The organism is Dyella sp. SYSU CM1112 (assembly GCF_058216415.1).
The window spans coordinates 331468-351713 of sequence record NZ_JBZEGI010000003.1 but is presented as its reverse complement, the minus strand read 5'-3'; the positions used below and the strand labels follow the sequence as shown (position 1 = coordinate 351713).

The window sequence follows — 20246 nt, the reverse complement described above, 5'->3', positions numbered from 1 at the left end:
TGAAACTCTCCGACAGGCGTGAGCTCTTATCCCGGCCCGGGGAGAGGGAGTAAAAAGTGGCAGGTGTCATGAATAATCACCGCCATGGCGGGCAAAACGTCATGAAAATCGGCACGAGGGAGGGGAGTCCATGCAAGCCGACGAAAGATGGCAGGCGTTCTCGGACCGGGTGACCTATCAGGGCCATCCGCATGTCGCCGCGGAGCTGTTCCATCCGACCACCGACGACATCGCGCGCCTGAACGAGCGCAACTTGCATGTCTTGCGATCGGTTGCTTCGCTGGACGAGCGCCGGAGTGACAATGCCGGGGATGACGATAGCCCGCTGATGCAGGAACTGCAGCGGATGGACAGCAAAATCAACGTCTTGCTGGAAGTCATCGATCGCCTGCTCGTTCCCGCAACCGTGCTGCCGGCACGCCAGCCTGTCAGTCTCAATGCAGTGGGAATGACGCTGCCGGCCAAGCTGCTGCCCCAGGCGGATGACTTACTGATACGCCTGCATTTCGATGCTTGCCGCGCGCTTCCGCTGGAGTTGCCGGCGCGTCTCGGACGTGCACTGAACGATGATCAGGCTTTCGTTTACTTTTGTGACGTGAGCGAACTGGTCGAAGATGGGTTGGAACGTTTCGTTTTTTGTCACCATCGCCGAAAAGTGGCAGAAGCCCGTTTAATAGGTGCGATGGAAAACGTGTCGGGCGGCAAATACAGAGTGTGATGTCGATCACGCCATGAAACATCCATCCACGCCGAAATTCTGCCGCGCATACGTATGTATGAGGTCTTTCTGGCGGCTGAATCCAGTTGATGCCGGCTCGCCCTAATCGATCTAAATGCTTGATGTAAACGGTTTCTTTGCCGGGTGACGGATGTGAATCCGTCGAGGTTGCGTGCGCGAAATCCGTCACGGACAACGCGCGACGCGCGCCACAAGACCGATGTGACGCAAATTTTTTGGCGTTCTTCTTGCTGGATTGCACCACGTGTCACGACGGATCGCTGGCGCACAGGGGACAACTCGACATCGGACGGGGAATCGCGTTGTTCGTAGCAGTGGCAGTAACCCAGCAGGACTCTCGCCCATGCCAAATAGCAACGTACTCATCATCGAACCCAACGGCACGCGCGCCGACATCGTGACGTCGGCCATGCAATTCATGGGATTCATTCCTCAGCGATGGGATGCATCGTTGCCGAAAGATTCGATCGCGCACGACTGGCGCGCGGTTTACGTTGGCGGTATCGACGATGATGCGCAGTGTGAGCAAGTGCTGGCCTCGCTCGATGTGCCGGCAGATCAGCTGCTGGTGCTGCTCGGCTCCGATTCACCGCAGCTTGAGCGATTGACCAAGGCCGGCTCTGCCTACGCCGCGCAGATCGAAGTATTGGATTTTCCGTTGCGCTACGAACGCCTGGCGGAAGCCGTGCGTCGTGCACCGACCTTGCGCGCGGCCAGCCAGCCGGCGCCATTGCGCCTGGTCGGAAGCTCCTCGGCGATGGGGCGCGTCAATGCGCTGATCCGCCAAGTATCGCCGTTCGATTCCAGTGTGCTGGTGCTGGGCGAATCCGGCACCGGCAAGGAAATGGTGGCACGTGCCATCCACGACTGCTCGCCGCGCCGAGACAAACGTTTTGTCGCCATCAATTGCGGCGCGATTCCGGCCGAGTTGCTGGAAAGTGAATTGTTCGGTCACGAGAAGGGTGCGTTCACCGGCGCCATCAGCACGCGCAAGGGCCGTTTCGAAATGGCCGAGGGCGGCACGCTGTTCCTCGACGAAATCGGCGACATGAGTCTGCCGATGCAGGTGAAGTTGCTGCGCGTATTGCAGGAACGCATGTATGAACGTGTCGGCAGCAACCGCACGCAACGCTGCGACGTGCGTATCATCGCCGCCACCCACCGCAATCTGGAGCAGGCCACCGCCGAAGGCCGCTTCCGCGAAGACCTTTACTATCGCCTCAGTGTGTTCCCGCTGGAAATGCCGTCGCTGCGCGAGCGCCTGGAAGACATGCCGGAGCTGATCAGCGAATTCAACCAGCGACTGCAGCGTCGCGGATTGCATAGCGTCCGCTTCAGCAGCAGCGCCATTCAGTCGCTGCGTCAACACACCTGGCCAGGCAACGTGCGCGAACTTTCGAACCTGGTCGAGCGGTTGGCCATTCTGTATCCGAATGGGGAAGTGCGCGCGAACGACCTGCCAGAAAAATACCGCGGCATGCAGCCTATCGACGAAGCCGGCGGCAGCATCCTGCGCGCCATGCTCGATGGGCAAAGCAAGACCGCGCCGGCCGCGCCGCGCTCGCTGCTGGATACGGAAGTGCTGCTTCCCGAAGGCGGCGTCGATCTGAAGGACCATCTCGCCGACATCGAAGTGGGACTGATCCGTCAAGCACTCGACATCACCGACGGCGTGGTGGCGCATGCAGCGAAGCTGCTGCGCATGCAGCGCACGACCTTGGTGGAAAAGCTGCGCAAATACGGCCTGCAATCCTGCTGCCGGACCAACGACGCGCCACCGCAGAGTGGCACGGCGGTTGCTTGAAGCACTTCATAACCCATCGAGCGTTGGAAAACCGACATGAGTCAGATTGACGTCAACAGTGTGCTGTCGCAGATGCGCGCACTCAGTGCGCAAGCTTCCGACACGCTGCCGTCGCTTTCGCCGATTTCGTCATCGAGCGGCGCCGGCACCGACTTTGGCGCGCTGTTCAAGCAATCCATCGGGGCTGTCGCCACCCAGCAGAACGAAGCGCAGGCACAGGTCACGGCATTCGAGCGCGGCGATCCCGGCGCGGACATCGTGAAAACGTCGATTGCAGGACAGAAGGCGGATCTCGCTTTCCGTGGTCTGGTCGAAGTGCGCAACAAGTTGGTCGATGCATACACCACGATCATGAACATGCAGGTTTGACGTGCCTCTTGCGCCCGCTCCCCGGAGCGGGCGTCGCCCAGTCGGTAATTTCCGTCCCCACCTTTTCTTCCGCGCATGGCCGACAACATTCCCGCTACCACTAGCTCGCGTCAGGACCAACTGAAGAGTCTCCTGCGCAATCCGACGACGCGCCTGCTGCTGCTGCTGGTGGGCGTCGCGGCGGCGGTGGCGCTGGGCGTGGGCATCGTGCTGTGGTCGCGCGGTCCGAACTACGCACTGCTGTACGCGGGCCTCGATCCGAAGGATGCCGCGGCGGTGACGCAAGCGTTGCAGGCCAATAACACGCCTTTCCGTCTCGGACCGGATGGCGCTTCCATTTCGGTGCCGGCCGACGTGCTCGCCGCGACGCGCTTGCGTCTCGCTGCCCAGGGCCTCCCGCAAGGCAGTACGGCGGGCGGCATGTTGCCGCAAAGCGATTCGCCGTTCGGCATGAGCGACCTGGCGGAAAGCACCCGTTATCGCGAAATGCTGGAAGCCGATCTGGGCAACACCATCGCCGGCCTGCAATTCGTTCGCTCGGCGCGCGTGCATCTTGCGCTACCCAAGCCGTCCGCCTTCATTCGCGACAATCATCCGGCCAGCGCTTCGGTGCTGGTGAATTTGTATCCGGGCCGCCAGCTTGATAGCAGCCAGGTCGCAGCCATCGTGCATCTAGTTTCTGCCAGCGTGCCGGATCTCGATCCTTCAGAGGTATCGGTGGTCGATCAGCAAGGCAATTTGCTGACGGTCTCCGATCCTGACAGTCCCAGTGCGATCGGCGATGCGCGCATGCGCCTGGCCACGCGCATGGAGAACGGCTATGCGCAGCGCATCGAAGATTTGTTGACGCCACTGGTAGGGCCTGGCCGCGTGCGCGCACAAGTCGATGTGGCACTCGATTTCAGCCAGACCGAAAAAGCCAGCGAGAGTTACGACAGCGCCAACCCGGCGTTGCGCAGCGAACAGACCAGCAGCGAACAGAAGCGCGACGATAGCGGCTCCCAAGTGGCCGGCGCGCTCAGCAATCAACCGCCGAACACCGTTGCGCAGCCGACCGCCGCCAAACCCAACGCCGGCACACCACCGGCGGGCGCGAACGCAGCCGGTGCGAACACGGCAGCAGCGAACGCCAACACCTCGACACCGGTCGACACATCGTCGAGTTCTACGCGCAACTACGAGCTCGGCCGCACCATCAGCCACGTCAGCGATCCGGCCGGACGCCTGGTGCGCTTGACGGTTGCCGTGGTGGTGGACAACAAGCCGGCGCCGGATGGCAAAGGCAAGAGCATTCCACTCACCGCGCAAGAACTGCAGCACTTCACCGATCTGACCAAGAACGTGGTGGGTTTCGACGCCAAGCGCGGCGATAGCGTGAGCGTGATTAATCAGGCGTTCTCCGATGAACCGGCCGATAGCGCGCCGGTCGCGCTGCCTTTCTGGCAGCGCCCCGGCATGTTGGATCTGATCAAGCAGGGCGCAGGCATTCTCATCGCGCTGCTGATTGCATTCGGTTTGCTCAAGCCGCTGTTGAAGGGACTGCTGCGCGGACCGGAACCCATGCCGGCCCTGGCGGGGCCGATTCCCACCGTTTCCGTACGCATTGACGACGACGATCGCGAACGCCAGGACACGGTCAAGATCACCTCGCCGCAGATCCAGAACATGGCCTACGAACAAAAGATCGGCCTGGCGCGCAAGCTGGTGCAGGAAAATCCCAAGCAGGTGGCGCAGGTGGTGATGAATTGGGTGGGCGACGATGGCAACTGACGCCAACAGTTTGCTTACCGGCGCCCAGCGCGCGGCGATCCTGTTGCTGACGCTTGGCGAACAGGATGCCGCCGACGTGCTCAAGCATCTCAGTGCGCGCGACGTACAGGCGGTCGGCACCGCCATGGCGACCTTGAGCAATGTTTCGCGCGACCAGGTGGAAGTGGTGCTCAATCGTCTCAACGAAGACATCGGGCGACAAACGGCACTCGGCGTCGGCACCGAAGACTACATCCGCAAGATCCTGGTCAACGCATTGGGCGAAACCAAGGCCGGCAGCCTCATCGACCGCATCCTGCTCGGCCGTTCCACCAAGGGGCTGGAATCGCTGAAGTGGATGGAAAGCCGCGCCATCGCCGAGATGATCGGCATGGAGCATCCGCAGATCATCGCCCTGGTGCTTGCGCATCTGGAGCCAGATCAGGCCGCCGAAGTGATCGGTTACTTGCCGACGCGCGTACGCAGCGATGCGGTCATGCGCATCGCCAATCTCGATGGCGTGCAACCGCAGGCGCTCAACGAACTGGACGAAATCATGGAGCGCCAGTTTTCCGGCACCTCGTCCAAGCTGAAATCCGCCACGGTTGGCGGCCTGAAAGCGGCTGCCAACATTCTCAATGCCATGGAGACCTCGCGCGAGGCGGAGCTGATGAACGCCATTCGCAGCCAGGATGCCGGCCTCGGCAACAAGATCGAAGAGTTGATGTTCGTATTCGACGATCTGGCCGATATCGACGATCGCAGCATGCAGGCCCTGCTGCGCGAAGTTCCTTCCGCACGCCTGGTGATCGCCCTGAAGGGTTGCGAACAATCCGTGCGCGAAAAGATCTTCGCCAATATGTCCAAACGCGCCGCCGACATGCTGCGCGACGATCTGGAAGTGAAAGGTCCGGTCAAGCTCAGTGACGTGGACACTGCGCAGAAGGAAGTGCTGACCATCGCACGCAAGCTCGCCGACGCCGGGCAGATCAGTCTTGCCGCCAATGGAGATGAGTTTGTCTGATGACACGTTCCGTCTTGCTGCGACATCGCCATGTGCCTCCCTCTCTTACGCGCCGTCGGGGAGAGTTGGAATGGGATGAAGTCGGCAACGTCGTCGTCGAACGTTCATCCCGTGCGGCAAGCACCGGCAACTCCATCCCCGTCCTCTCCTGCGTGCAGGGGAGAGAGCTATCGCGCGAGGTCCGTTGATGCCCAACATCCTCAGTCGCGAAACCATTGCTGCCTTCGATCGCTGGGATCCCCCGGTGGTCGGCGAGGCGCCTGCTGCCGCGCCCGCGCTGGAGCAAGCGCCGGGGCCGACCGTATTCGAGTTGGAAGAAATTGAACGTCAGGCCCGCGAGGAAGGTTATGCCGCGGGATTGGCGGAAGGTCGCGCCGCAGCCCAGAAAGACATCGATGAGCGGCTCGCCCGGCTGGATGCGATCTGCACGGCCGCCGCACGTCCACTCAATGACATGGATGATGCCACCGAACGCGAACTGGCCTTGCTTGCCACGGTGGTGGCGCGCCGCGTCGTGCGTCGCGAATTGCAGCTGGATCCTTCCTTGATCGACATGGCCGTGCGCGAAGCTGCTGCGGCCTTGCCTTCCGCGACGCGCGCATTACGCGTATGGGTGCATCCCAGCGATATGGATCTGCTGCGTGAACTGGAAGCCGCCGAGCCGCATTGGCGTTTTGGCGCGGACCCGAAACTTCAGCGCGGCGATTGCGTGCTGGAAAGCGAGCGCTCGCGCCTCGATGCGCGCGTCACCACCAAACTTGCGGCGGTGGTCGACGCGGTGATCGGTGACGACCTCGACGATGGCGAAGACGAGGTGTCCGCATGACGGCCCAGGGTCTTGCGTCACCCAGATCAGAACGCTGGCGGCAGCAGCTCACGCGTCGCCTGCAACGCGCGCAAGCGGCGCCGGTATTTACCGTGGAGGGCCGGCTGCGCCGCGTGGTCGGCTTGACCTTGGAAGCAGAAGGCTGCGAGGCGCCGCTCGGCGCGCGCTGCCTGGTCGATGCGGCGGATGGCACGGCCCTGGATACCGAAGTGGTCGGTTTTGCCGATGAGCGTTTGCTGTTGATGCCCGTGACGGAAATGCATGGCGTGTTGCCGAACGCACGCGTGCGGCCTTGCGTGCGTGCGGGCGGCTTGCCGGTTGGCGAAGCCTTGCTTGGCCGGGTGGTCGGCGCCGATGGCATGCCGTTGGATGGTGAGGGTCCGTTGCACGCCGAGCACCACGCCGCGCTCAAGCGCGAACCGATCAATCCGATGGCGCGCAAGCCGATCGACATGCCGCTCGACACCGGCGTCTGCGCGATCAATGCATTGCTGACCGTCGGTCGCGGCCAACGCATCGGTTTATTCGCGGGCTCCGGCGTCGGCAAATCCACCTTGCTGGGCATGATGACGCGTTATACCGATGCGGACGTCGTGGTGGTCGGGCTGATCGGCGAACGTGGCCGTGAAGTAAAAGAATTCGTCGAGCAGACCTTGGGTCATGAAGGGCGCGAGCGCGCCGTGATCGTGGCTGCACCGGCCGACGCGCCGCCCTTGAAGCGGCTGCGCGGCGCCCAATACGCCACCGCGATTGCCGAGTGGTTCCGCGACCGCGGGCAGCGCGTATTGCTGCTGATGGATTCGCTGACGCGCTACGCCCAGGCTCAACGCGAGATTGCGCTGGCGATCGGCGAACCGCCCGCGACCAAGGGATATCCGCCGTCCGTCTTCGCCCTGATGCCGGCATTGGTCGAGCGTGCCGGCAACGATGCAGAAGGGCGTGGATCGATTACGGCGTTCTATACCGTGCTGACGGAAGGCGACGATCATCGCCACGATCCGATTGCCGATGCGGCACGTGCCATTTTGGACGGCCATATCGTGCTCTCGCGCGATCTGGCCGAAGCCGGACATTATCCCGCGATCGACATCGAGGCTTCCATCAGCCGCGTGATGCCGGCCGTGGTCACGAAAGAACAGATGCGCGCGGCACAGCGCTTTCGCCAGGTGTATTCGGCGTATCGCCAGCGACAGGATCTGATTGCAGTGGGCGCATACCAGAAGGGTTCGGATGCGCAGGTCGATCAGGCCATCGCCATGTGGCCGCGGCTGACACGCTTCCTGCGCCAGGAAGTGGATGAACCGGTCGAATTGCGCGCGGCGCAGGAACGGTTGCATTCGCTCACCGCGGAGATCGCCGCATGAGTTCGCGTTCGGATCGCTTGCAACCTGCCGTGGACCAGGCGCAGCAGCGCCAGAAAGACGCCTTGCAACGCCTCGCCGAATCCCAGCAGAAAGTGACCCACGCCGAGCAGCAGTTGGAAGAACTGAAACGCTATCGCCGCGATTACCGCCTGGGCGACGGTGGCCTGACGGTGAGCGCGCTGCTCAACCGTCAACAATTCGTCGAGCGCATCGATCAGGCCATCGTCCAGCAAACCCGCCTGATCGAACGCTTGCAGCGCCTGGTCGACGCTGCGCGGGAGCGCTGGCTGCAGGCGCACGCGCGCGAGCATGCACTCGGTACGGTGGTCGAGCGCTTGCGTACGCAGGAACGCCAGCGCGAACAAAGGCTTGAGCAGGCTGAAGTGGATGAGCGCATGCAGCATCGCCGCCGCAAGGTCGGTTTGCCGTGAGCGGATTGCAGGCTGGCGCCTTTTCTTTCACGGCCAGGATTGGCCGGTACTGGCCCACTTATTGCATCGATTTTTCTGACTGGTGTTGGACCTCGACAGAAGCTGGAAGCGCCAAGAATGCCCCCTCCCCTGCGTGCAGTGGGGGAGGGGTGATACCTGCGCGATGGAGGTTTGACGCCGATCCCGTCGGTTTTGATGCCATTGCTTCGAAGAGAACCTGCATATGAGCGCCACGCCATTGCCCGCCGTCCCGATCGCCAATCCGGTGCAGGCCAATGCGCCAAGGCCGGCAAATACGCAGAGCCAGCAAAGCCATACCAGTTTCAATAGTCATCTGCAGGACGCGCAGCAACAGCAATCGGCGTCGACGGATGACACGCAAACGTCCGCGTCGCAGAGCGATGCCGGTCAGGGCAACCCGCAGCAGCGCGGTTCCTCATCCGCCAGTCCATCGAACTCCGCCACGGCTCATGCTGCGGCAAGCGGCTCGACTGATTCGCAGGATGCATCAAGCAGTGACGATGCCGCCGCTGACGCCCCCGCTGTCGGCAATTTGGCAAGCGCCGTGTTGAACCTCATCGATCATGCCGCCGATGCCGGCAAAGACAGCTCGACGTCGAGTCCAGGTACGGCGTCTACCAAGACCACGACCCCGAGCGCTACCAAGCAGACAGTTCCCGCGCCGCAACCCACCGTCTTGCCTATCGCCGTGACACCGTTGCCACAGCTGGTTGCTGCAACCGGCGCTTCCGGCAAGCAAGGCGATACCAAGTCGGCGGGAGGGTCGGCCACCGGCAGTACGGCTGCTATCGGCGGAGTAGGCGGTAGCTCGACCGGCGGTATACAGAAATCGTTCGCCGATGCGGATGGCGGTGCTTTTGACGCCAGCGACACCAGTGGCGCGGCTGCAACTGCTGATGGTTCATCCCAGGTCCAAGGCGGCACAGACGCTGCGCAGGCGCTTAGTGGCGCGGTGACCGCCGGCCATGCGGGGATATCGGCCTTGGCGGCACCGACGGCTGGCAGCACCGTGTCAAATCCCTCGGATGTAGCGGCGCTGGGGAATATCGTTGCCACGGCCACGCCGACGCCGTCCGCACCGGTGGCAGGACACAGCCTCACACTCAATGCACCGGTGGGTTCCTCCGGTTTCGCCAAGGAGCTGGGCCAGCAAGTCACCTGGCTCAGCGGCCAGGATGTGAAGCAAGCGCAGATACGCCTGAATCCGCAGAATCTCGGTCCGCTCGACGTCAAGATCAGTGTTCAACATGGCCGCGTCGACGTGGCGTTCATGGCGCAGCATCCGGATACCGCCGCCGCTGTGCAGCAAGGCCTCGGCCAGCTTCACCAGATGCTCGGTGGGCAAGGCTTGTCGCTCGGCCAGGCGACGGTAGGGCAGCAGGCGCAACAACAGTTTGGCGCCCCGCACCAGCAACAAGGGCAAGCCGGTTCCTCAAACAGTCATGCCGAAGCCGGTGCAGATACGCCGGTGGCGTCCGTCATACGGCAAGTCGCCGTGGGCCTGGTCGACGCATTTGCGTAATCCTTTCGCACGATAATTCCTCGCTTTCAACGTGTCTCCTCGCTCCGCCTGCCAAGCCCAGCAGGCGGGGCGTTTTTTTTGGCGCATGCATGCGCCGCATGACGGAATCACCGCGCACGCCATCTGTCTGTCTTCCGTCGCGCGTCAAGAAAACGCCGCCGCTGTTCTTTTTGCGTTGCAAAAGCGCGCTGTTATGCGATTCAAGAGCATGGCACGCCGCTTGCTAAAACTTCTTCAGAAGCCTGCTCCGCGCGAGCGGGGCGCCATGTCATTGCAAAGGGATCGAGGTCGTTCATGGCTAACGCCGACAAGCTTGAAGGAGATGCATCCGCCGCCGCAGGCAAGAAACGCGGAGGGCGCATGATGATTGCGGGAGTGGTTCTGCTGGGCCTGCTTGGCGGTGGCGCCTATGTGCTCGGCCACCTGCACGGAGGGAAAGGCAACGGTGCCGTCGCGGCAGAAGTGCCGAAGGCGCCGGATCTGTTCTTGCCGCTGGAGCCGGCCTTCGTGGTGAATTTCCAGGATCAGGACGCTACCCGCTATCTGCAGGTCGGCGTGACGGTGATGACGCACGATCCGGCCGCGGTGCAGGTGATGAAAGACAACGACCCGGTCATTCGCAATGCGCTGGTGATGCTATTCAGCAGCCAGACCTATGCCGGACTCAGCGATATCGCAGGCAAGAAAAAACTGCAGACAGAGGCGCTGGATGCGGTGCGCAAGATCGTGGCCGCCAAGACCGGCAAGCCGGATGTGGATGCCTTGTACTTCACCAGCTTCGTGATGCAGTGAGAAACCGGCGATGAGCGATCTGCTTTCCCAGGAAGAAATCGACGCCCTGCTCAACGGCGTCGATGACGGCAAGATCGAAACCGAAAGCGACGTACCGCCGCCGCCGGGCACGGTGATGGACTTCGACTTCACCCAGCAGGACCGCATCGTGCGCGGACGCCTGCCTACGCTGGAAATGATCAACGATCGCTTCGCGCGTTTCTTCCGTACCGCACTGTTCGGCGTGCTGCGCAAGACCTGCGAGGTCTCGGTGCTGGGCGTGAAGATGATGAAGTTCAGCGAATACGTGCACGGACTGGCGGTGCCGAGCAACCTCAACCTGGTCAGGCTCAAGCCGCTGCGCGGCACGGCGCTCGCGGTGATGGAGCCGCGTCTCGTGTTCACCGTCATCGATAATTTCTTTGGCGGCGACGGCCGCTATCACGCGCGCATCGAGGGACGCGATTTCACGCCTACGGAAAACCGCGTGATCCAGATCCTGCTCAACGAAGTGTTTGGGTCGATGGTCGAAGCGTGGGCACCGGTGATGAAGGTGCAATTCGAATTCCTCAACTCCGAAATCAATCCGCAGTTCGCCAATATCGTCAGTCCGACCGAAACCGTGGTGGTGTCGCGCTTTCACGTCGAACTGGACGGCGGCGGCGGTGAGGTCCATCTCACCTTGCCTTATTCGATGGTGGAGCCGATCCGCACCATGCTCGATGCCGGCGTGCAGAGCGACCGCATGGGCGAGCGCGACGAGCGCTGGATCCAATGCCTGCATGACGAAGTGATGGACGCCGAAGTGGAGCTCAGCTCGCTGTTGCTGGAAACGCAGATCAATATCGGCGAGTTCCTGAGTCTGCGTATCGGTGACGTGATTCCAGTCAGCCTGCCGGACGCAACGACGGTGTTTGCCGAAGACGTACCGATTTTCCGCGGGCATTACGGTCAGTCCAGCGGCCGCTATGCCGTTCGCTACAAGGTCGCGGCCGGGCGTCGCGCACCGCTCCCCACACTCGAATTTACTCAAGACAAACTGCTATGAATCAGAGTACTGATACTGCGAACGGTGCCTTTGGCGCGCTCAACAACGGCGAGCATCCCCTTCAGTTCGATACCTTGAACGAGGGCAATGGCGAGCGTGCCGACGTCAGCCTGGACATGATTCTCGATGTCCCGGTCACGCTGGCGATGGAAGTAGGGCGCACTCGCATCAGCATCCGCAACTTGCTGCAGCTCAATCAGGGTTCGGTGGTCGAGCTCGATCGCGCCGCCGGCGAGCCGCTGGACGTGTTCGTCAATGGCACCCTGGTGGCGCACGGCGAAGTGGTGGTGATCAACGAGAAATTCGGCATCCGCCTGACGGATGTCATCAGCCCTGCCGAACGGGTGCGCAAGCTGAGATGAGCATCGTTGCCTTCATGCTGGCGCGCGCCCCGGTGGCCGGCGTGCCCGACATCAGCGTCACCGGTGAATTGATTCGGGTCGTGCTGAGTCTGGCCGCGATCATCGCGCTGATCTTTGCGGCGGGCTGGCTGACGCGTCGATTGCAAGCGCGCCAGCTGATCGGCGGGCGCCGCCTGCGTTGCGTGGAAACGCTGTCGCTGGGTGCGCGCGAGCGCGTGGTCCTGCTCGAAGCAGACGGCAAGCGTCTGCTGGTGGGGGTCGGCACCGGCGGCGTGCGTGCGCTGCATGTGTATGAAGGTGACGTTCCGGTAACGGAATTGCCGCCATCGCCAAGCGTGCCGCCTTTCGCGGAATTGCTCGGCCGGCTGGGGCGCAAGTCATGAAGCCTTTTTTGCGCGAAGCAAATGAGCGGTTCTTTCCGCGGCGTGCTGCTGAGGCTTGCCTCAACCTTGGCCCCACCCCATCCCCACCCTCTCCGATGACACGTAGGGGAGGGGGCAGATCCCGGTATTGCCTGTCCGCTTTCGTCTTTCTGTTGCTAGTCATGGTGGCGTCTCTGGCGCACGCCGCGACAACCACAACCACGTCGACGGCGATGACGCCGATTGCACCGATCGCACCGATTTCCCAATCCGCCGGCATTCCCGTGTTGACCGTGCAAAACGCAGGCGGCGGCCAGAACTGGAGCCTGTCGCTGCAAGTCGTCGCGCTGATGACGGTACTCACCGTGCTTCCGGCGGTGTTGCTGATGATGACCTCGTTCACACGCATCATCATCGTACTCAGCTTTTTGCGGCAGGCCTTGGCGACGCAGTCCACGCCACCCAACCAGGTGTTGCTCGGGCTTGCGTTGTTCCTGACCTTGTTCGTGATGTCGCCGGTACTCAACCGCGCCTATGAAAACGGGGTCAAGCCGTATATGGATCATCAGATCACTGCGGAGGCCGCCATTCCTGCGGCTGCGGCACCGTTCAAGCGTTTCATGCTGGACCAGACGCGTGATACGGATCTGCAATTGTTCCGGAATCTTGCGAAGGAACAGCCTTATGCCAGCAAGGACGACGTGCCGTTCCGCGTGGCGATGCCGGCCTTTGTGACGAGCGAACTGAAGACCGCGTTCCAGATGGGCTTCCTGCTGTTCATCCCGTTTCTGGTGATCGATGTGGTGGTGGCGAGCGTGCTGATGTCGATGGGCATGGCGATGGTGTCGCCGTCGATCATCTCGCTGCCGTTCAAGATCATGCTGTTCGTGATGGTGGATGGCTGGTCGCTGCTGCTGGGGACGTTGGCGGGGAGTTTCTATACATGACACCGGAATGGGTCATCCACTTCGGCCAGCACGCGCTCTACGTCGGCATGATGGTGGCAGCGCCGCTGTTGCTGACAGCACTGCTGGTCGGCTTGCTGGTCGGCATCATCCAGGCGGCCACGCAGATTCACGAAATGACCCTGAGTTTCATCCCCAAGTTGCTGGCGATGGCTGCGGTCGGCCTGCTGCTGGGGCCGTGGATGCTGCGCACCCTGGTGCAGTTCACGCACGACATCATTGTCGGCTTGCCCGGGGCGATCAAATGACGATCGAGCTGTCCACGTTGATGTACTGGTTGTCCGGTTTGTTCTGGGCACTCGGTCGCGTGGGCGGTTTTTGCATGGTGGCGCCGATTTTCAATGCGACGGTGATGCCGACGCGCATCCGCGTGGCGATCATCCTGGTGCTGACCATGGTGCTGGCACCGTTGGCGCCCACGCACATGGATCTGTTCAGTGCCTCCGGTGCCGCCACCATGGCCACGCAAATGGTGATCGGTGCCGCCATCGGCTTCGTGCTGCAGCTGGTGTTCCAGGCGGTGTCCTACGGCGGCATCCTGATCGGGCAGAGCATGGGCCTGGGTTTTGCGGAGCTGATCAGTCCCACCAGCAATACCAGCGTGCCGGTGCTTGGGCAGTTCTACATGGTGATGGCGTCGCTGCTGTTCCTGGCGATGGACGGCCATTTGCAAGTGATTGCGTTATTGGCCGACAGTTTTCGCAGCCTCCCGCCCGGTGTGAACGGTCTCGACGAAAAATCATTGTGGACGGTCGTGGCGGCCGGCGGCGATTTGTTCTCCGGCGCGCTGCGTGTTGCCTTGCCGGCGATGACCGCGTTGCTGCTGGTGAATATCGGTTTTGCCGCGACCAGTCGTGCATCGCCGGCCATGAATCTGTTTGCCGTGGGTTTCCCGATCAGCATCTGTATGGGCTTTATCGCGCTGTGGTTGGCGATGCGCGGTTTGGCAAATGCGTATTCGGCGCTGCAGGCGGTGGGTTGGGATGTGATGCGGCATGTGGTGGGGCTTTGATATGCGCGCCCAACGGACGGCCCATGTCCAGCCACTCTCTTCTCCCTCCCCCTGCTGCATGCAGGGGAAGGCGCCGGTTATGGCGAGGAGGTAGCACGCCATGGCCGAGACCGAAAACGAAGACCGCACCGAACGAGCGTCGGAAAAACGCCTGCAGGAAGCGCGCGAGAAAGGCGAGATTCCGCGCTCGCGCGATCTTTCCGGCGCCACGGTGGTGCTGGCCGGTGCGAGCATCCTGATGTCGTACAGCTCCAGCATGTATGTGCATCTGCGGCATATTTATGCGCTGGGCCTGGATTACTCGCGCGACGCTTTGTTCAGCGATGCCCTGATGTCGCGCGTGTTCCACGCCGTGATGGGCGACACCCTGGCGCTGCTGATTCCGGTGTTTGCCGCCACCTTGATCGCCGCAGTCGGATCGTCCGTGTTGATCGGCGGCCTCAACTTCAGTTCGGAAGCCCTGGTGCCGAAGTTCGAACGGCTGGATCCGATCGCGGGATTTGGCCGTCTGTTTGCGCTCAACGGCCTGGTGGAACTGGCCAAGTCGCTGCTGAAAGTCACCTTCATCGGCATCGCGCTGATCATGTTGTTGCGTCATGACGAAGTCGCCGTGATGGCTACCGGCAACGGCGCCATCGGTTACGGCATTGGCGAAGCGCTGTTGCTGGTGGCGCATGCGGCTTTGCTGTTTGCGGTGGTGCTGATGGTGATCGGCGGCATCGACGCGATCTGGCAGCGCTTCGATTACGGACGGCGCCATCGCATGTCCAAGCAAGAGGTGAAGGACGAACACAAGGAAACCGACGGCAATCCGCAGCTGAAAGGTCGCATTCGCCAGATGCAACACCAGATCGCGCGCCGGCGCATGATCCAGGAAGTGCCAAAGGCCGACGTCGTGGTAGTCAACCCCACGCACTTCGCCGTGGCGTTGCGCTACGACGACACGCGCATGCGCGCACCGCGCGTGGTGGCGAAAGGCGTGGATGTGCTCGCCCAGCAGATCCGCCTGGTTGCCGATGCACATCGCATTCCACTGGTGGAAGCGCCGCCGCTGGCGCGCGCGCTGTATGCGACCACCGAGCTTGGGCACGAGATTCCGGCGGCGCTGTATGTCGCGGTCGCGCAAATCCTTGCTTACGTCTACCAACTCAAGCAGGCCACCGAGCAAGGTGGTCCCAGACCCACGGTACCGAAGCCGGATGTGGATCCCGAGCTGCAGGGCCGTTACCGCCAACCGTAAACGAAGCACGTAACTTTCAAGGCGATACGCATGGCTAACGCAAGCGTTCTCGATACCTTCAAGCAGGTCAGCCGGCGCGGTGTCGGTGCGCCGGTAGTGATGCTCGCCATGCTGGCGATGCTGATGCTGCCGCTGCCGCCGTTCGTGCTGGATATTCTCTTCAGCTTCAACATCGCATTGTCGCTGGTGATCCTGCTTGCCGTGGTCTATGTGATGCGGCCGCTGGAATTCGCGGCGTTTCCCACGGTGGTACTGCTGGGCACCTTGCTGCGGCTGGCGCTGAACATCGCATCCAGTCGCGTGATCCTGTTGCACGGCCATGATGGCGCCGGTGCGGCGGGCAAGGTGATCGAAGCCTTCGGCGAGTTCGTGATCGGCGGCAATTTCGCGGTTGGCCTGGTGGTGTTCGGCATCCTCACCATCATCAACTTCGTGGTGGTAACCAAGGGCGCCACGCGCGTGTCGGAAGTGACCGCACGCTTCACCCTGGATTCGATGCCGGGCAAGCAGATGGCGATCGACGCCGACCTCAATGCCGGCCTGCTTACGCAGGAACAGGCGCGCGAACGCCGCCAGGAAGTGCGCGAGGAAGCGGATTTCTACGGTTCGATGGACGGTGCTTCGAAATTCGTGCGCGGCGACGCCACCGCCGGCATCCTGATTCTTTTCATCAACATCATCGGCGGCTTTTTCGTCGGCATGTTGCAGCATGGCCTTTCCGCCGCCGAAGCGGCGCGCACGTACACCTTGCTGACGATCGGCGATGGTCTGGTTGCGCAGGTGCCGGCGCTGATGTTGTCGATCGCTACGGCGGTGATCGTTACGCGCGTGTCCAAGTCGCAGGACATGGGCAAGCAGGTGGTCGGGCAAGTGTTTGCGCAGCCGCGTGCACTGGCCGTGGCCGGCGTGGTGCTGGTGGTGATGGGCATGATCCCAGGCATGCCGAACATCGCGTTCCTGCTGTTGGGCGCGGTGTGCGGCGGTTCCGCCTGGCTGATGATCCGGCGCGAGAAAGAGACGAAAGAGCGGCAAGCCAAGGCATCTGCCGAGGCGTTGCCGGCGCCGGCATCGGCCGAGCGCCTGGAGCTGGGTTGGGAAGACGTGGCCAGCGTCGACCCGGTTGGCCTGGAAGTGGGTTATCGCCTGATCCCCCTGGTGGATAAAAACCAGGGCGGCGAGCTGATGGCGCGCATCAAATCCGTGCGTCGCAAGCTCTCGCAGGAGCTGGGCTTCCTGGTCGCGCCGGTGCATATCCGCGACAACCTCGATCTGGGTCCCAACACGTACCGCATTTCGCTGATGGGGGTGCCGATGGGCGAGGCGGAGGTTTATACCGAGCGTCATCTGGCGATCAATCCCGGTCGCGTGCACGGCACCTTGCAGGGCGTGGCGACGCGCGATCCTGCCTTTGGATTGGAGGCCGTGTGGATCGAGAACAGCCAGCGCGATCATGCGCAGGCGCTCGGTTACACCGTGGTCGACCCGGCGACGGTGATCGCCACGCATCTCTCGCATATCTTGCAGAACCATGCCCATGAGCTGCTGGGTCATCAGGACGTGCAACAGCTGCTGGACCGCCTCTCGCAGAGCGCGCCCAAGCTGGTGGAAGACCTGGTGCCCAAGCGCCTTTCGCTGGGCGTGGTGGTGAAGGTGCTGCAAAACCTGCTGGCCGAGCGGGTGCCGATCCGCAATATGCGCACCATCGTCGAGTCTTTGGCGGAGCACGCGGGGCAGAGTCAGGATCCCGGCGCTTTGACGGCCCATGTGCGTGTGGCGCTGGGCCGCCAGATCGTCCAGGAAATTGCCGGTCTGGGCACGGAAATCCCGGTTCTGACGCTGGCGCCTGAGCTGGAACAGATCTTGCTCGGATCTCTTTCAAGCAGTGGTGCAGCAGGTGCGGCCGTCGAGCCGGGGCTTGCCGACCGCCTGCAGCAAAGCGTCGCTGAAGCGGCGCGGCGGCAGGAGGCAAACGGCGAACCGGCGGTGATGTTGGTACAGCCGCAACTGCGTCCGTGGCTCTCGCGCTTTACCCGCCACGTGGCCCAGAACCTGCATGTACTGGCTTACAACGAAGTACCGGACAACCGTCGTGTGCGATTGGTGCAGGCGATTGGGCGCTGACGGCAACGCCGGCAGCGCGCGGGCCACGGATGGCACGCCGTGAATCAAACACGAACAGCGACAAGGCAAGGCGGCAGTGAGGGATATCGGATGACCATTGATAGCGTGAACAAAAAGCAGCTGCACGTGGCATCCGGTGTCGATCACAGGAGCACCCCATGAAGATCAAACGCTTCATCGCAGCTGACATGCGCCAGGCAATGCGCGATGTGCGCGCCGAGCAGGGCGCCGATGCGGTGATTCTCTCCACCCGCCGGCTTGAGGAAGGCATCGAGATCATCGCGGCTGTCGATTACGACGAAGCGCTGATGCGCGAAGCGGCACGTATCAATGCGCCCACGGCGGCTCCTGCGCCGGCGCCGATGCAGCCGCCGGTGAAAGACGTCGCCAAGGCGCCCATGAAAGAAACGCCGAAGGAGCGCGCCAGGGAAGTCGCCAAGCCGCCGGTAAAAGAACCGGTGCGGGAAACGCGCGCTGCCACGCCGCCGCCACCACCCATGCCTGCAAGCGAGATCGCGTCGCTGCAGCCGGTGATGGAACAGCAGGCGTTGGAAGCCGCGCGCATGCGTACCGAACTCGGCGGCCTGCGGCAGTTGCTGGAGCAGCAATTATCCAGCCTGGCCTGGAACGATATGGAACGCCGCAGTCCGATGCGTGCGCGCGTGTTGCGTGACATGTCGCGGCTGGGCATCGATTCCGATGTGGCGCGGCAACTGATCGACGAACTGCCGGAAGACATCAATGCGGATCAGGCGCGCTACTTGCCGCTCGGCCTGCTGAGCCGCAGCCTGAAGGTGAGTGGCCGTGGCCTGGCGGATGTGTGTGGGGTAACGGCGCTGGTCGGTCCCACCGGCGTCGGCAAGACCACCACGATCGCCAAACTGGCCGCTTGCGCGGTGATGCATCACGGCCCGCAGCAAGTGGCATTGGTGAGCACCGATCACTATCGCATCGGCGCAGCCGCGCAGCTGGAACATTACGGCCGCCTGCTCGGCGTGCGCGTGTATCCCGCGTACGACGCGGCCGGTCTCGCGCAAACGCTGCATCTGCTGCGCGAGCACCACACGGTGCTGGTCGATACCGCTGGCGTTTCCGGCAACGATCCGCGCCTGCAGCAGCAGATGGATGTATTGCGTGAAGCAAGCACGCGCGGAGTCGCCAAGCTGCGCGCCTGCCTGGTGTTGGCCGCGAACGCACAATCCTCCGCGCTTGAAGAATCGGTACGCGCGTACCTGTCATTGCAGCCGAGCGTGTGCATTGCCACCAAGCTCGACGAGGCGCCAAGCCTCGGCGGCCTGCTGTCGGTGCTGATTCGCCATCGCCTTCCGCTCGATTGCACCACTGACGGACAACGCGTTCCCGAAGACATCAGCGCCGCCGACGCGCGCGTGCTGGTGTGCCGCGCAGCGCAGCAGCAGCGAAGGCTGGGGCCGGCGAGCGACGATCTGGATATGGCCGAGCGCTTCGGCATGGCGGTGGCGGGTCTATGAAATCGATAAGTGCCAAGAACTCCAGTTGCATGGCTTGCGTTCCGCCTCTGCGTGCGGGGGAAGGGACAAGAAAGGCGGCATCGCATGAATGAGGCATTGCAAGTGAACCAGGCAGCAGGCTTGCAGAATCTTTTTTCCACTGTGCGCGGGGATCGCGAGGAAATGGACGTTTTTCATCAGGCGGCCAGTCTGCGGCCGGTGGTGTCACGCTCCCGCACGACGCGCACTATTGCCGTCGCCGGCGGTAAAGGCGGTGTCGGCAAGACCACGGTGGCGGTCAATCTGGCGATGGCCTTGGCCATGGGCGGACGTGACGTGATGTTGCTGGATGCCGACATGGGCGTTGCCAACGTGGATGTGCAGCTCGGCCTGAATCCGGCGCGTCACGTGGGGCATTTGCTGGAGGGCCTCTGCGCACTGCAGGACCTGATCATTCCGGCACAGCACGGCCTGAAAGTGATTCCGGGCGGATCGGGCGTGCGCCGGCTGGCCAAGATGGGCAATGGTGAGCATGCCGCGGTGATCCGTGCTTTCGACGAGCTGATCCAGCCGCCGGAATTCCTGATCGTCGATACCGCTGCCGGCGTGGCCGACAACGTAGCGATGTTCGCTGCGGCGTCCGACGACGTGGTGATGGTGGTGTGCGACGAACTGGCCTCGCTCACGGACGCCTACGCCTTGATCAAGATCCTGGCGCATGACTTCGGCGTGCGCCGCTTCCACATTGTCGCCAACATGGTCCGGCAGGCGGGCGACGCAAGGAAACTGTACGAAAAGCTGGCGCGTGTCTGCGGACGCTTCCTGGATGTCGCGCTGGATTACATGGGTATGGTGCCGCAGGACGAATGGCTGCGGCAGGCGATCCGTCGGCAAGGTGCGGTGGTCGATTTGTGGCCATCCAGCCGTGCTGCGATCGGATTCAAGCAATTGGCAGGTGCGGTCGATACATGGGAAAAACCCGCGTACCCGGATCTCGGCCGAATTGCCTTTTTCAGCGGCCAGAGCGCGCCGGCTGCGGGGTGGTGA

At 62.6% G+C, this 20246-nt stretch carries 21 protein-coding genes; all 21 read left to right on the top strand.

Annotation, left to right across the window (positions count from 1 at the left end):
- Positions 1-130: 130 nt before the first annotated feature.
- The 21 genes from AC4HNJ_RS07275 to AC4HNJ_RS07175 all read left to right on the top strand — a co-directional run bounded on the left by AC4HNJ_RS07275 (position 131) and on the right by AC4HNJ_RS07175 (position 20246).
- Positions 131-718, top strand: coding sequence for a PilZ domain-containing protein (locus AC4HNJ_RS07275; RefSeq protein WP_490478884.1), 588 nt, complete (start codon positions 131-133; stop codon positions 716-718).
- A 364-nt stretch (positions 719-1082) separates the two neighbouring features.
- Positions 1083-2543, top strand: coding sequence for a sigma-54 interaction domain-containing protein (locus AC4HNJ_RS07270; protein WP_490478883.1), 1461 nt, complete (start codon positions 1083-1085; stop codon positions 2541-2543).
- A gap of 36 nt (positions 2544-2579) precedes the next feature.
- Positions 2580-2912 (top strand): flagellar hook-basal body complex protein FliE, encoded by a 333-nt coding sequence (gene fliE, locus AC4HNJ_RS07265; RefSeq protein ID WP_490478882.1) that lies wholly within the window; start codon positions 2580-2582, stop codon positions 2910-2912.
- A 75-nt stretch (positions 2913-2987) separates the two neighbouring features.
- Positions 2988-4682: a flagellar basal-body MS-ring/collar protein FliF gene (gene fliF / locus AC4HNJ_RS07260; protein ID WP_490478881.1), complete on the top strand. Its 1695-nt coding sequence runs from the start codon at positions 2988-2990 to the stop codon at positions 4680-4682.
- Entirely contained in the window at positions 4672-5685 is a 1014-nt protein-coding gene (fliG, locus tag AC4HNJ_RS07255; RefSeq protein ID WP_490478880.1) for a flagellar motor switch protein FliG, read from the top strand. Before fliF ends, fliG begins: the two co-directional genes overlap by 11 nt.
- Positions 5685-5873, top strand: coding sequence for a hypothetical protein (locus AC4HNJ_RS07250; RefSeq protein ID WP_490478879.1), 189 nt, complete (start codon positions 5685-5687; stop codon positions 5871-5873). The genes fliG and AC4HNJ_RS07250 overlap by 1 nt, the downstream gene beginning before the upstream one ends.
- Complete coding sequence (locus AC4HNJ_RS07245; protein ID WP_490478878.1) at positions 5873-6511, top strand: FliH/SctL family protein; 639 nt, start codon at positions 5873-5875, stop codon at positions 6509-6511. The genes AC4HNJ_RS07250 and AC4HNJ_RS07245 overlap by 1 nt, the downstream gene beginning before the upstream one ends.
- Positions 6508-7875, top strand: a complete 1368-nt coding sequence (gene fliI / locus AC4HNJ_RS07240) for a flagellar protein export ATPase FliI (RefSeq protein ID WP_490478877.1) — start codon at positions 6508-6510, stop codon at positions 7873-7875. The genes AC4HNJ_RS07245 and fliI overlap by 4 nt, the downstream gene beginning before the upstream one ends.
- The gene (fliJ, locus tag AC4HNJ_RS07235; protein WP_490478876.1) at positions 7872-8306 is read left to right on the top strand and encodes a flagellar export protein FliJ; all 435 of its coding nucleotides are present in this window, start codon (positions 7872-7874) and stop codon (positions 8304-8306) included. Before fliI ends, fliJ begins: the two co-directional genes overlap by 4 nt.
- Positions 8307-8529: 223 nt before the next feature.
- Positions 8530-9849: a flagellar hook-length control protein FliK gene (locus tag AC4HNJ_RS07230; RefSeq protein ID WP_490478875.1), complete on the top strand. Its 1320-nt coding sequence runs from the start codon at positions 8530-8532 to the stop codon at positions 9847-9849.
- Between the two features lie 294 nt (positions 9850-10143).
- The gene (locus AC4HNJ_RS07225) at positions 10144-10641 is read left to right on the top strand and encodes a flagellar basal body-associated FliL family protein (RefSeq protein ID WP_490478874.1); all 498 of its coding nucleotides are present in this window, start codon (positions 10144-10146) and stop codon (positions 10639-10641) included.
- A gap of 10 nt (positions 10642-10651) precedes the next feature.
- Positions 10652-11668 carry a flagellar motor switch protein FliM gene (gene fliM, locus AC4HNJ_RS07220; RefSeq protein WP_490478873.1) on the top strand — a complete coding sequence of 339 codons (1017 nt, stop codon included), beginning with the start codon at positions 10652-10654 and terminating at the stop codon, positions 11666-11668.
- Positions 11665-12030 carry a flagellar motor switch protein FliN gene (fliN, locus tag AC4HNJ_RS07215; protein WP_490478872.1) on the top strand — a complete coding sequence of 122 codons (366 nt, stop codon included), beginning with the start codon at positions 11665-11667 and terminating at the stop codon, positions 12028-12030. Before fliM ends, fliN begins: the two co-directional genes overlap by 4 nt.
- A complete protein-coding gene (fliO, locus tag AC4HNJ_RS07210; RefSeq protein ID WP_490478871.1) occupies positions 12027-12413 on the top strand; it encodes a flagellar biosynthetic protein FliO in 387 nt (128 codons plus the stop codon). Before fliN ends, fliO begins: the two co-directional genes overlap by 4 nt.
- A gap of 161 nt (positions 12414-12574) precedes the next feature.
- The gene (gene fliP / locus AC4HNJ_RS07205) at positions 12575-13339 is read left to right on the top strand and encodes a flagellar type III secretion system pore protein FliP (protein ID WP_490478870.1); all 765 of its coding nucleotides are present in this window, start codon (positions 12575-12577) and stop codon (positions 13337-13339) included.
- Positions 13336-13605, top strand: a complete 270-nt coding sequence (fliQ, locus tag AC4HNJ_RS07200) for a flagellar biosynthesis protein FliQ (protein WP_490478869.1) — start codon at positions 13336-13338, stop codon at positions 13603-13605. The genes fliP and fliQ overlap by 4 nt, the downstream gene beginning before the upstream one ends.
- Positions 13602-14369: a flagellar biosynthetic protein FliR gene (gene fliR, locus AC4HNJ_RS07195; protein ID WP_490478868.1), complete on the top strand. Its 768-nt coding sequence runs from the start codon at positions 13602-13604 to the stop codon at positions 14367-14369. The genes fliQ and fliR overlap by 4 nt, the downstream gene beginning before the upstream one ends.
- 100 nt (positions 14370-14469) lie before the next feature.
- On the top strand, positions 14470-15609 hold the full coding sequence (gene flhB / locus AC4HNJ_RS07190) for a flagellar biosynthesis protein FlhB (protein ID WP_490478867.1): 1140 nt from the start codon (positions 14470-14472) through the stop codon (positions 15607-15609).
- A gap of 30 nt (positions 15610-15639) precedes the next feature.
- Positions 15640-17730 (top strand): flagellar biosynthesis protein FlhA, encoded by a 2091-nt coding sequence (gene flhA, locus AC4HNJ_RS07185; protein ID WP_490478866.1) that lies wholly within the window; start codon positions 15640-15642, stop codon positions 17728-17730.
- 158 nt (positions 17731-17888) lie between these two features.
- Complete coding sequence (flhF, locus tag AC4HNJ_RS07180; RefSeq protein WP_490478865.1) at positions 17889-19220, top strand: flagellar biosynthesis GTPase FlhF; 1332 nt, start codon at positions 17889-17891, stop codon at positions 19218-19220.
- 84 nt (positions 19221-19304) lie between these two features.
- The gene (locus AC4HNJ_RS07175) at positions 19305-20246 is read left to right on the top strand and encodes a MinD/ParA family ATP-binding protein (protein ID WP_490478864.1); all 942 of its coding nucleotides are present in this window, start codon (positions 19305-19307) and stop codon (positions 20244-20246) included.